14 protein-coding genes are annotated in these 11,364 nt (G+C 37.2%); all 14 read left to right on the forward strand.

Features of this window, described 5'->3' with window-relative positions; all coding sequences use genetic code 11:
- The first annotated feature begins 36 nt into the window (after window positions 1–36).
- The 14 genes from MHB42_RS00380 to MHB42_RS00445 all read left to right on the forward strand — a co-directional run bounded on the left by MHB42_RS00380 (window position 37) and on the right by MHB42_RS00445 (window position 11,340).
- Window positions 37–1,257, forward strand: a complete 1,221-nt coding sequence (locus MHB42_RS00380; RefSeq protein WP_340803771.1) for a ubiquitin-like domain-containing protein — start codon at window positions 37–39, stop codon at window positions 1,255–1,257.
- A gap of 212 nt (window positions 1,258–1,469) precedes the next feature.
- On the forward strand, window positions 1,470–2,036 hold the full coding sequence (rnmV, locus tag MHB42_RS00385; protein WP_340803772.1) for a ribonuclease M5: 567 nt from the start codon (window positions 1,470–1,472) through the stop codon (window positions 2,034–2,036).
- Complete coding sequence (gene rsmA, locus MHB42_RS00390; RefSeq protein WP_340803773.1) at window positions 2,029–2,910, forward strand: 16S rRNA (adenine(1518)-N(6)/adenine(1519)-N(6))-dimethyltransferase RsmA; 882 nt, start codon at window positions 2,029–2,031, stop codon at window positions 2,908–2,910. Before rnmV ends, rsmA begins: the two co-directional genes overlap by 8 nt.
- Before the next feature lie 157 nt (window positions 2,911–3,067).
- Window positions 3,068–3,328 (forward strand): biofilm formation stimulator Veg, encoded by a 261-nt coding sequence (gene veg / locus MHB42_RS00395; protein WP_340803774.1) that lies wholly within the window; start codon window positions 3,068–3,070, stop codon window positions 3,326–3,328.
- A gap of 114 nt (window positions 3,329–3,442) precedes the next feature.
- Entirely contained in the window at window positions 3,443–3,622 is a 180-nt protein-coding gene (locus MHB42_RS00400) for a small, acid-soluble spore protein, alpha/beta type (RefSeq protein WP_053997048.1), read from the forward strand.
- 328 nt (window positions 3,623–3,950) lie between these two features.
- On the forward strand, window positions 3,951–4,817 hold the full coding sequence (ispE, locus tag MHB42_RS00405) for a 4-(cytidine 5'-diphospho)-2-C-methyl-D-erythritol kinase (protein ID WP_340803776.1): 867 nt from the start codon (window positions 3,951–3,953) through the stop codon (window positions 4,815–4,817).
- Window positions 4,818–4,873: 56 nt separating this feature from the next.
- Window positions 4,874–5,707, forward strand: coding sequence for a pur operon repressor (purR, locus tag MHB42_RS00410; protein ID WP_004229190.1), 834 nt, complete (start codon window positions 4,874–4,876; stop codon window positions 5,705–5,707).
- The gene (locus MHB42_RS00415; protein ID WP_340803779.1) at window positions 5,704–6,078 is read left to right on the forward strand and encodes a RidA family protein; all 375 of its coding nucleotides are present in this window, start codon (window positions 5,704–5,706) and stop codon (window positions 6,076–6,078) included. Before purR ends, MHB42_RS00415 begins: the two co-directional genes overlap by 4 nt.
- A gap of 231 nt (window positions 6,079–6,309) precedes the next feature.
- Entirely contained in the window at window positions 6,310–6,612 is a 303-nt protein-coding gene (gene spoVG, locus MHB42_RS00420) for a septation regulator SpoVG (protein ID WP_340803780.1), read from the forward strand.
- A 273-nt stretch (window positions 6,613–6,885) separates the two neighbouring features.
- On the forward strand, window positions 6,886–8,256 hold the full coding sequence (glmU, locus tag MHB42_RS00425) for a bifunctional UDP-N-acetylglucosamine diphosphorylase/glucosamine-1-phosphate N-acetyltransferase GlmU (protein WP_340803782.1): 1,371 nt from the start codon (window positions 6,886–6,888) through the stop codon (window positions 8,254–8,256).
- Between the two features lie 24 nt (window positions 8,257–8,280).
- The gene (locus tag MHB42_RS00430; RefSeq protein ID WP_340803783.1) at window positions 8,281–9,240 is read left to right on the forward strand and encodes a ribose-phosphate diphosphokinase; all 960 of its coding nucleotides are present in this window, start codon (window positions 8,281–8,283) and stop codon (window positions 9,238–9,240) included.
- A gap of 359 nt (window positions 9,241–9,599) precedes the next feature.
- Window positions 9,600–10,208, forward strand: coding sequence for a 50S ribosomal protein L25/general stress protein Ctc (locus MHB42_RS00435; protein ID WP_340803784.1), 609 nt, complete (start codon window positions 9,600–9,602; stop codon window positions 10,206–10,208).
- A gap of 158 nt (window positions 10,209–10,366) precedes the next feature.
- Window positions 10,367–10,933 (forward strand): aminoacyl-tRNA hydrolase, encoded by a 567-nt coding sequence (gene pth / locus MHB42_RS00440; protein ID WP_340803785.1) that lies wholly within the window; start codon window positions 10,367–10,369, stop codon window positions 10,931–10,933.
- A gap of 179 nt (window positions 10,934–11,112) precedes the next feature.
- Window positions 11,113–11,340 (forward strand): anti-sigma-F factor Fin, encoded by a 228-nt coding sequence (locus tag MHB42_RS00445; RefSeq protein WP_016993788.1) that lies wholly within the window; start codon window positions 11,113–11,115, stop codon window positions 11,338–11,340.
- The last annotated feature ends 24 nt before the right edge of the window (window positions 11,341–11,364 follow it).

The following is an 11,364-nucleotide window of genomic DNA, read 5'->3' on the forward strand; positions in this document are numbered from 1 at the left end:
GTATAATCCAACTTTGTATTAAGGAGGCGTTTTTTCATGTCAAATAATTCCATGAAAAACTTGTTCTTAGGATCATTGAGGAGTAAGCAAATGGTGATAAGAATTATTTCACTTGTCCTATTTGTGTCTGTCATTTCTTTCGTGCTTTATCAAGGTACGAAAAAAGCCGTAAAGCTTGAAGCAAACGGAGAAACAATCGAAGTATCAACACATGCCAAAACTGTAGAACAATTATTACAAGATCAAAATATAGATGTAGCAGAGCATGATAAAGTATCACCCTCTCTGAACACCAAAATTGTTAATGGATTAGCAATTACATGGGAACAGGCAAAAGAAGTAACAATTTCAGTTGATGGAAATCAGTCAAAAGTTTGGACAACTGAAACACTAGTGAAGGACATTTTGAAGGAAGCAAATATCGAAGTATCTGAACATGACGCTTTAGCGCAAGGTCTAGATACTGAACTAGGCGAAGACGGCAAAATTGACATCAAAAAAGCGTTTCAAGTGGTGCTTGTTGATGGTGTAAACAAAAAACAAGTATGGTCCACTTCGACTACGGTCGCTAACTTTTTAAAACAACAAGGAATTCAGCTAAATGAATTCGATCGTGTCGAGAATAACCCAGAGGACGTTATTACTCCAGAGAGTAAAATCAAAGTAGTTCGCGTAGAAAAGGTTATCGATGTAGTGGAAGACTCTTTAGATTTCGCAGTTGAAAAGAAACAGGATGCTTCATTGCTAAAAGGGAAAGAAAAAGTAGTGACAGCAGGTGAGAAAGGTTCAGTTTCTCGTACCTATGAAGTTGTCAAAGAAAATGGTAAGGTTGTAGCTAAAAATCTGCAATCTGAGAAAATTTTAAAACAACCAAAGACAAAGGTTGTTGCGGTTGGTACAAAAACAGTTGTTGCAACTGTAGCAGCAGCACCAACTGTATCGCGTGGTGCTGCTGAGCCAGCAAGTGGAAAAGAATTTTATGTTACAGCAACAGCCTATACGCCATACTGTAATGGATGCTCAGGCACATCAGCAACAGGTATCGATTTACGTTCAAACTCTGGCTTAAAGGTAATAGCAGTCGATCCGTCTGTTATTAGACTAGGTTCAAAAGTTTGGGTAGAAGGCTATGGTACAGCAATTGCTGCTGATACTGGTGGTGCCATTAAAGGCAATAAAATTGACGTACTTGTGCAAACAGATGCCCAAGCACGTAACTGGGGCCGTAAGAAAGTCCGTATAAAAGTATTAAATTAAAAAAATTGTAAAATTAATCAAAATGTTTTTCACTGAATGAAGCTTTCCTGTTTTGACTGGCGGGAAAGCCTTTTTTAATGGATTGTAATGTTAGAACGACGGATAGACCTTTTCAACTGCTGGATAGTGTGAGGCTTACCTTGAATTTCTGTACAAACTATATTGTGCAGTTGTAAAATGGTCAGAAGATAGGGTAGAAAAGAGGAGCCTTTGTGCAAATTAAAGAAATCATTGTTGTTGAAGGAAAAGATGATACAACAGCTATTAAACGAGCTGTACAGGCAGATACAATCGAAACAAATGGATCGGCTATATCTGCAGAAACATTAAAGCGAATCCAACATGCGCAGGAGAAGCGTGGTGTTATTGTATTTACTGACCCTGACTATCCAGGACGTCGAATACGTGCCATTATTGAGGAGCATGTTCAAGGAGTAAAGCATGCTTTTCTACCAAAAGCAAAAACAATTGCAAAGAATGGTAAAGGGTTAGGGATTGAGCACGCTGCTGATCAAGATATTCGTGAAGCTTTACAGCATGTTTATACCCCAAATTGCGATGTACCAAACGAAGATAATATTACGCTGGAAGATTTAATGACAGCGCATTTAATAGGTCACCCACAAGCAAAGCAGCGCCGTGAACGTCTGGGAGAAATCTTAAATATTGGTGCAACAAATGGTAAGCAGCTCCATAAAAGATTAAAGATGTTTCAAATTACAGAACAGCAATTTGGTGCGGCGGTCGCACAGTTAGATCAGGAGGAAAATAATGTATAAGGATATTGCGACACCAATACGAACACAAGAAATTTTAAAAAAATATGGATTTTCATTTAAAAAAAGCTTAGGGCAAAATTTTTTAATTGATCCTAATATTTTACGAAATATAGTAAGTCATGCAAATTTAACAGAAAACAGTGGAGCAATAGAAATTGGACCCGGTATTGGTGCATTAACAGAGCATTTAGCGAGAAATGCTAAAAAAGTTGTTGCCTTTGAAATCGATCAACGATTATTACCTGTACTAAATGACACACTTAGCCCATATAATAATATATCGATTGTCCATTCGGATATTTTAAAGGCAGATGTTGCGAAGGTTATTGCGGAGGAGATGCCAGGAATTGAGGATATTATGGTTGTTGCCAATTTGCCATATTACGTAACTACACCAATTTTAATGAAATTACTAAATGATCGATTACCGATTCGTGGCTTTGTTGTCATGATGCAAAAGGAAGTGGCAGACCGTATCATAGCGAAGCCGGGAACAAAGGAATATGGCTCACTATCAATTGCGATTCAATATTATGTGAAAGCGGATATTGCCATGACTGTGCCGAAAACAGTGTTTATGCCACAGCCTAATGTTGATTCTGCTGTTATCCGTCTTATTAAACATGATGAGCCACCAGTAAAAGTAATAGATGAGGATTTTTTATTTGTTGTAACACGTGCGTCTTTTGTACAGCGAAGAAAAACGATCTATAATAACCTGCAATCTGGTTTACCAAATGGTAAGGCACAAAAAGAACAGATTTTGGAGGCATTAACAGCAGCTAATATTGACCCAACACGTCGAGGAGAAACGCTTACGATTCAGGAGTTCGGAAAATTAGCGGATTCATTATATCCGATATTTGCAAAGTAAAAATTTTTGTTAACATTTTTTCTTAGGTGTAAAAAAATATCTATTTTTTTATAAAAAATAAGTTGACAAAATTTACGAGAGGCTGATAAAATATTATATTTTGTTGACATTTTTGGGCGGATCGTTTATACTGATTATTAGTGAGGTGTAAGCGAAAATGCCAAAAACTTTAGCGGACATTAAAAAGTCGTTGGATTGTCATTTGGGTAAACGTTTGCAATTAAAAGCAAACGGAGGTCGCAAGAAAACGGTTGAGTGTGCAGGGACATTGCGTGAAACATATCGCGCTATCTTTGTAGTGGAGCTCGATCAAGAAGACAATACGTGTAAGCGCGTATCGTACAGTTACACAGATATTTTAACTGAAGCAGTAGAGATTACATTTTTAGACGAAGCAAAAGCTGCTGTCGCAAAATAGTTTCTAGTTCTTATTTCTATATTTTAGAAACACTCATGTATGTTAAAAACTACATGGGTGTTTTGCGTTTTTATGGGCATACTAATAGCGTCAGCTGTTAAAGGAGGAGTTACTATGCCTAGAAAAGGTATCATGTCACCTCGATTAAAAGAAGAGATCGCAAAAGAACTTGGATTTTATGATGTTGTGCAAAGAGAAGGCTGGGGCGGCATAAAAGCTCGTGATGCTGGTAATATGGTGAAACGTGCCATTGAAATGGCTGAACGAGCAAGTAGTGAGCAAGAGCGTAAGTAGGCTATTCTTATTTTGATTCAGCAGGGATGAAAATCCTTACGAACACAACAAATACAGCTGACAATAGAGAACCGTTACGCCGAATAAGGTAAACGGTTCTTTTTTTCCATTTTCGTATGACCAATATGGTAAAATAAATTGAAAAATCTTGCGCGACAAAAAACTTTTTAGCTTGATTTTGTAGGTAGATAAACTGCTGCCAAATTAAGATAAAGCTTCAGGCGGATGTCACGAATTTGAAGGAGGAGCTTGTGAAGTGGGCTCAAAAAATTGGGACGCTATTACGTGGAGTCGTAATGGATGCGTGTGCTATAAGGGAGGAAGGAAAATGCTTTATGTAAAGGCGCCTGCAAAAATTAATTTAACATTAGATGTACTATATAAAAGACCAGATAATTTTCACGAAGTAGAGATGGTGATGACAACAGTCGATTTAGCTGATCGTATAAGTCTTGAATCTCGAGAAGATGGCATAATTCAAATTATTTCAACAGATAACTTTGTACCAACTGATCATCGCAACTTTGCTTATCAGGCAGCGCGCCTTATTAAAGATACATACAGCATTAGGCAAGGCGTATCCATTACGATTGAAAAGGAGATACCGATTGCGGCAGGGCTAGCGGGTGGCAGTAGCGATGCAGCTGCTACATTAAAGGGCTTAAATGAGCTATGGGAGTTAGACTTATCCATAGATGAATTAGCTGAGCTTGGTGCTAAAATCGGTTCAGATGTATCATTTTGCGTTTATGGTGGCACAGCATTAGCTACAGGACGTGGGGAAATAATAGAAGAATTACCAGCACCCCCTAATTGTTGGGTTGTCTTAGCTAAGCCAAAAATTGGCGTATCAACGGCTGAAGTATATGGCGGACTAAAGGTTGAGGGGCTAGAACATCCAGATACAAAACAAATGATACGTGCGATTGAAACAAAGGATTATGAGCTACTATGTGCTTCATTAGGAAATGTTTTGGAAACTGTAACATTTAAGCTACACCCAGAAGTTGTGATGCTAAAGGAACAAATGAAGCGCTTTGGGGCAGATGCCACATTAATGAGTGGAAGCGGTCCAACTGTATTTGGGCTTGTGGATAGTGAAGCTCGTGTCAGCCGTATTTATAATGGTTTACGTGGGTTTTGTGAGGAAGTTTATGCAGTACGAATTTTAGGTGAGCGAAATACGCTTGCTTAGAAACGCAAATTTGTGTTAATTTTACCTATAAATATTCGTGTTTAGGAGAGGGTCGCATGAAATGGAAGCGTAGTGAACGACTAGTTGATATGACGTACTACTTACTAGAACATCCACATCAGCTGATCCCGCTAACTTATTTTTCAGAACTATATCAATCTGCTAAGTCATCTATTAGTGAGGATTTAACGATTGTAAAAGAAACTTTCGAAGAAAAAGGAATCGGGTTATTGATGACAGTGCCGGGTGCTGCTGGAGGAGTAAAGTATATTCCGAAAATGTCCGAGGCAGAAGTACGTTTAGTGATTCAAGATTTAAAAGCAGAGCTTGAACATTCAGATCGACTGTTACCAGGCGGTTACTTATTTATGACAGATTTACTAGGCAATCCAGATTTAATTAACCGTGTAGGGAAAGTCTTTGCCTCTGCTTTTGCAGATCAGCAAATAGATGTGATTATGACTGTTGCAACAAAAGGTATATCGATTGCACATGCCATTGCAAGACATTTAAATGTGCCAGTGGTTGTTGTGAGAAGAGATAGTAAAGTAACAGAAGGTTCTACTGTTAGCATTAATTATGTATCTGGTTCTTCCAGAAGAATTCAGACAATGGTATTATCAAAAAGAAGCATGAAGAGTGGACAACGTGTATTAATTACGGACGACTTTATGAAGGTCGGCGGTACGATGAATGGCATGAAAAATCTATTAGAGGAATTTGACTGTCAGCTAGCAGGCATAGCGGTGCTTGTTGAGGCTGAGCATGCGGACGAAACATTAGTAGATGATTATTATTCACTTGTAAAGCTTCATGAGGTCAATGAAAAAGACCGAACAATTGCATTAAGTGAAGGAAACTATTTTTCTAAAAGGGGACATGATAAATGAAAGTAGTAGCAACAACAAATGCGCCAGCAGCAATTGGGCCATACTCACAAGGAATTATTGTTAACGGAATGTTTTATAGCTCTGGTCAAATTCCATTAACAGCTACGGGTGAGTTAGTAGAAGGTGATATCACTGTTCAAACAAATCAAGTATTCGCTAATTTAAAAGCAGTATTAGCGGAAGCTGGTACATCTTTAGACAATGTTGTAAAAACAACAGTCTTTATGAAAGATATGAATGACTTTGTTGCAATGAATGAAGTCTATGCAAGCCACTTTGGTGAACATAAACCAGCACGTTCAGCAGTAGAGGTAGCACGCCTTCCAAAGGATGTAAAAGTAGAAATCGAAGTTATTGCTATTGTTAAATAAATGAAATGGGGGCTCACTAAAGGGTATGATATATTCTCTTTAGTGAGCTTTTTTCTTTAATAAATGAAATGTTGACAAACAATTGTCAAAATTGGCGTATGGAAGGGAAAATATTATTCTGATAAGTATTCAAATTTTTTAGAAAATTTGATAGACTATGAAAAGGAAAATATTCGGTGACCTAGAATATAATATTTTCACAAGGCATCCAAGAAGAGAGGTGGTGAGAAAATGGAAGTTACTGATGTGAGATTACGTCGGGTACAAACGGATGGTCGCATGCGTGCGATTGCTTCCATTACACTAGACAATGAATTTGTCGTGCACGATATTCGTGTAATTGATGGAAACACAGGGTTATTTGTAGCAATGCCAAGCAAGCGAACACCAGATGGAGAATTTAGAGATATTGCACATCCAATTAATTCTGATACTCGCAATAAAATTCAGGAGATCATTTTAAAAGAGTATCATAATTCTAGTGAATTAGAGGAAACGGCTCAAGAGGAAGAATTAGAGGAGATTGGTGTGTAATAGAAAGCCAATAAATAGTAATTAAAAATATTTATTACAAATTACTATGATATTTGATAATGAAAGTCAGTAGGAACTCTTCATATTTTGAGGAGTTCTTTTTATTTTAATAAAAAGTAAAATAGGGTAATTTTACGATATACACTACCTCATTCGAGTAGAAGGTGCAGCAGATTTGGGCGTTCATCTTTTTGTCAACTCTACATACCTTGAAAATAGATGGATTTTGCTATATAGTCATAAGAGAAAATGAGCGTATTGGAGGACTTACAGATGAGCAATATTTTTGCTGTCATTTTGGCTGCAGGTCAAGGTACACGTATGAAGTCCAAATTATATAAAGTGCTCCATCCAGTATGTGGGAAACCAATGGTACAACATGTGGTGGATCATATTCAAACGTTAGATGTAAATCGCATTGTAACGGTTGTAGGACATGGTGCAGAAAAAGTACAGCAACAACTTGGCGATAAAAGTGAGTATGTTTTACAAACAGAGCAGCTAGGTACAGCACATGCTGTTCAACAGGCTGAAGCTATTTTAGGCAACGAAGAAGGTACAACATTAGTTGTATGCGGTGACACACCATTAATTCGTCCTGAAACAATGAAGGCTTTATTTGAACATCACCAAGCAAAAAATGCTACAGCAACTATTTTAACAGCGATTGCTGAAAATCCAACTGGTTATGGTCGTATTTTACGTGGCGATAACGGACAGGTTGAACAAATCGTTGAGCAAAAGGATGCTTCAGCAGAGCAGCAATTAGTAAAAGAAATCAATACAGGCACATATTGCTTCGATAATAAATTATTATTTGAAACATTAAAACTTGTGAAAAATGACAATGCACAAGGTGAGTATTATTTACCAGATGTTATTGAAATTTTACAAAAACAAGGTGATATTGTAGAAGCATATGTCACAGATGATTTTGAAGAAACGTTAGGTGTCAACGATCGTGTGGCCTTGTCACAAGCCGAAACATTAATGCGTATCAGAATTAACGAAAAGCATATGCGTAATGGGGTAACAATTATCCATCCTGATACAACGCATATTAGTGCAGACGCAGTTATTGGGCGTGATACGGTTATTCAACCAGGTTCAATAATTGAAGGTGCTACTGTTATCGGTGAAGATTGCATTATTGGGCCAAATACTCAAATTATAGATAGTCGTGTTGGTGATCGTACAACGATTCATTCTTCTGTAGTACGTGAAAGCGTTATAGCTGAAGATACAGCCATCGGACCGTTTGCACATATTCGACCACTTTCTGATATTGGTAGCCATGTAAAAATTGGTAACTTTGTAGAAGTGAAGAAAAGCAAGCTAGGTGACGATACAAAAGTGTCGCATTTAAGCTATATTGGTGATGCAGAAGTAGGTAATAACGTCAATATTGGCTGTGGTTCTATTACAGTCAACTATGATGGACAAAATAAGTTCAAAACAATTATTGAAGATGATGCATTTGTAGGATGTAATTCTAACTTAGTAGCACCAGTCAAAGTTGGAAAAGGTTCATTTATTGCAGCAGGTTCTACAATTACAAAAGAAGTTCCTGAGGATGCACTTGCCATTGCACGTGCAAGACAAGAAAACAAACCGAATTATGTAAGCAAATTAAAATCAAAATAATTATCAATTAAACAGGAGGCCATCATGCCATATCATTATGCAAACTCACAATTAAAAATATTTTCACTTAATTCCAATAACCCATTAGCGCAAGAAATTGCGCAGGAAATGGGTGTTGAATTAGGGAAATCTTCTGTTAAGCACTTCAGCGATGGAGAGATTCAAATTAGCATTGAAGAAAGTATTCGTGGTTGTGATGTGTTTATCGTGCAGTCAACTTCTGCACCAGTAAACGAACATTTAATGGAGCTTTTAATTATGGTAGATGCAGTGAAACGTGCATCTGCTCGTACAGTAAACGTTGTTATGCCTTATTATGGCTATGCACGTCAAGACCGTAAAGCCAAAGCACGTGAGCCAATTACAGCTAAATTAGTGGCAAACCTACTTGAAACTGCTGGTGCAACACGTGTAATTGTATTAGATTTACATGCACCTCAAATCCAAGGTTTCTTTGATATTTTAATTGACCACTTAATGGCAGTACCTTTACTATCTGATTACTTTAAATCTAAAGGTATTCCAGAAGATGAAATTGTTATTGTTTCACCTGACCACGGTGGGGTAACACGTGCTCGTAAAATGGCTGAACGTTTAAAAGCACCAATTGCAATTATTGACAAACGTCGTCCAAAACCAAATGTTGCGGAAGTTATGAATATTGTTGGTAATGTTGATGGTAAAGTGGCAATCTTAATTGATGATATTATTGACACAGCAGGCACGATTACAATCGGTGCGGATGCATTGCGTGCCGCTGGTGCAAAAGAAGTTTACGCTTGCTGTTCTCACCCTGTACTATCTGGGCCAGCAATCGAACGTATCGAAGGCTCTTCTATTAAAGAATTAGTCGTTACAAATACAATCCAACTATCAGAAGAGAAAAAATCGCCAAAAATTACAGAGCTTTCTGTAGCTAAATTAATGGCAGATGCAATTTCTCGTGTATATGAAAACAAATCTGTAAGTACATTATTCGATTAATCATAAATATGACAACTAAGGGCAAACCTATCTTTATGGATAGGTTTGTCTTTTTATATTAAAGCTGTCCCTAAAATTTTTATGCATTATAGGGTTGAGTGGAGTGGGGATTAGTGGCTCAGCGGACGCCCTGAGAAGCATGCGATTGTAATGGAAATCCTTATTAGGAGCTTCTTTTTGCTATTGCTATAAATCTTTTATAGGCGTATTTTGTGTGAAAGCTCTCACAAATGGGTATAATAGAAAGTATGTTATAGTATTTACGCTCTTTTAAGAGGTAAATAGTATAATAGCCTTCAAAAGAACCATAATTATTAAGAAGGCGTAAATAATTTTTCTTGGAAGGGGAATAAAGAGGTATGAGTACAGTATTAAGTGTTAAAAAGCGCGAAACTGGGCATCGTTCGACATTAACCCAACTTAGAAAAGGGGGAGCCATTCCTGCGGTTATTTACGGCTATCAATTAGAGTCAACCCCAATTTCTATTTCTGCAAAGGACTTTAAAAAGTCCGTGCAAAAAAATGGACAAAATGGTGTGTTTGCAATGGAGTTAGAAGGAAAAAAAGTAAATGCTGTTATTTCGGAAATACAGCAGAACGCACTAAAAGAACAAGTGAATCATATAGACTTTTTAGCGATCAACATGTCTGAGGAGCTAGAAGCAAATGTACCAGTTAAATTAATTGGTCAGTCTATCGGTGTGAATGAAGGCGGCGTTTTAATGCAGCCTAATTTAGAATTGACAGTGAAGGTAAAGCCAACAGATATACCTGAAACAATTGATGTTGATGTGACTGCGCTTAAAATAGGCGATTCTTTAACAGTTACAGATATTCGTGATCGTGTACCCGTCGAGATTATAAGTGATGATGATTATGTTATCGCAACAGTTGTAGCACCAACTCCAACGGCTACAGAGGAAGATACTATAGAAGCAGCAGAAACCGATGAGAATGCTGAAGAATAAGTGTAAAAATTAATAAATAGGATAGGCTAGTAGGAAAGTTGAAAACTTTCTTACTAGCTTTCTTTTTTGTTGAAGCTTTTGGGATTGTACCATATGCTTTCTAGCTATGTGATATGGTAAAATAATGACTATTAGAGTGGGGAAAGAGAGAGGTAGTTATGAAAATTATTGTTGGTTTAGGAAACCCTGGTAAACCTTATGAACATACAAGACATAATATTGGTTTTGATGTAATAGATGCATTAGCAGAAAAGTGGGGAACAGCTTTAACAAATTCAAAGTTTAATGGGATGTATACAACCATTCATCGACCTGAGGGCAAGGTTCTACTTGTTAAGCCTTTAACATATATGAATTTATCAGGGGAATGCGTTGGCCCACTGATGGATTATTTTGATATTGCTGTAGAAGATTTAATCGTTATTTATGATGATTTAGATTTAGAAACAGGAAAATTACGCCTGCGTCAAAAAGGCAGTGCAGGAGGACATAATGGCATTAAATCATTAATTCAACATTTAGGAACACAGGAGTTTAATCGTATACGCGTAGGTATTAGTCGTCCACCAGCTGGCATGAAGGTAGCCGATTATGTACTGGGGAAATTTTCAAAGGAAGATCAAGTGCTTATAGAGGATGCCATTAAAAATTCTGTAAATGCTATTGAAGCATCTCTTTCCAAGCCATTTCTTGATGTGATGAATCATTTTAATACAAGTAAATAAACGGAAGTAGGCTCATTAATTTTCATGAAAGACTCAATGGTTTAAAGTGCACTTATTGCTAAAACAATAGTTACGTGCTTTAAAATATTGCAAAGCAGATGCAATGACAAAGTGCATAATCCTTTTTATAAATGTCTATACTTTAAGTAGTAAGTTGCTTAAAGGAGGATGATTTGGAGATGTCAGTTCGCTATCGATGTAGGCATTGTGAAGTAGAAATAGGGACACTACCATTTGATGCAGATGATACAATTCGGAAGCTACATATTTTCGAATTGGGAGAAGCGGATGATTATGTTGAGAAGGATCAACATGGACAAACGACTGTGCACTGCATTTGTGAGCAATGTGAGGATTCGCTGAGACAATATCCAGATTATCACGCACTCAATAAATGGATTCAATAAATGGAAGGATGCTTTGACGCACTT

This window comes from Lysinibacillus sp. FSL K6-0232, from assembly GCF_038008325.1.
In the GTDB taxonomy this organism is placed as follows: Bacteria; Bacillota; Bacilli; order Bacillales_A; family Planococcaceae; genus Lysinibacillus.

Bases quoted from the DNA above. Each gene is read 5' to 3' on its own strand.
- MHB42_RS00380 (WP_340803771.1), top strand. From the start codon at position 37: ATGTCAAATAATTCCATGAAAAACTTGTTCTTAGGATCATTGAGGAGT.
- rsmA (WP_340803773.1), top strand. From the start codon at position 2,029: ATGTATAAGGATATTGCGACACCAATACGAACACAAGAAATTTTAAAA.
- veg (WP_340803774.1), top strand. From the start codon at position 3,068: ATGCCAAAAACTTTAGCGGACATTAAAAAGTCGTTGGATTGTCATTTG.
- MHB42_RS00400 (WP_053997048.1), top strand. From the start codon at position 3,443: ATGCCTAGAAAAGGTATCATGTCACCTCGATTAAAAGAAGAGATCGCA.
- ispE (WP_340803776.1), top strand. From the start codon at position 3,951: ATGCTTTATGTAAAGGCGCCTGCAAAAATTAATTTAACATTAGATGTA.
- purR (WP_004229190.1), top strand. From the start codon at position 4,874: ATGAAATGGAAGCGTAGTGAACGACTAGTTGATATGACGTACTACTTA.
- MHB42_RS00415 (WP_340803779.1), top strand. From the start codon at position 5,704: ATGAAAGTAGTAGCAACAACAAATGCGCCAGCAGCAATTGGGCCATAC.
- spoVG (WP_340803780.1), top strand. From the start codon at position 6,310: ATGGAAGTTACTGATGTGAGATTACGTCGGGTACAAACGGATGGTCGC.
- glmU (WP_340803782.1), top strand. From the start codon at position 6,886: ATGAGCAATATTTTTGCTGTCATTTTGGCTGCAGGTCAAGGTACACGT.
- MHB42_RS00430 (WP_340803783.1), top strand. From the start codon at position 8,281: ATGCCATATCATTATGCAAACTCACAATTAAAAATATTTTCACTTAAT.
- MHB42_RS00435 (WP_340803784.1), top strand. From the start codon at position 9,600: ATGAGTACAGTATTAAGTGTTAAAAAGCGCGAAACTGGGCATCGTTCG.
- pth (WP_340803785.1), top strand. From the start codon at position 10,367: ATGAAAATTATTGTTGGTTTAGGAAACCCTGGTAAACCTTATGAACAT.
- MHB42_RS00445 (WP_016993788.1), top strand. From the start codon at position 11,113: ATGTCAGTTCGCTATCGATGTAGGCATTGTGAAGTAGAAATAGGGACA.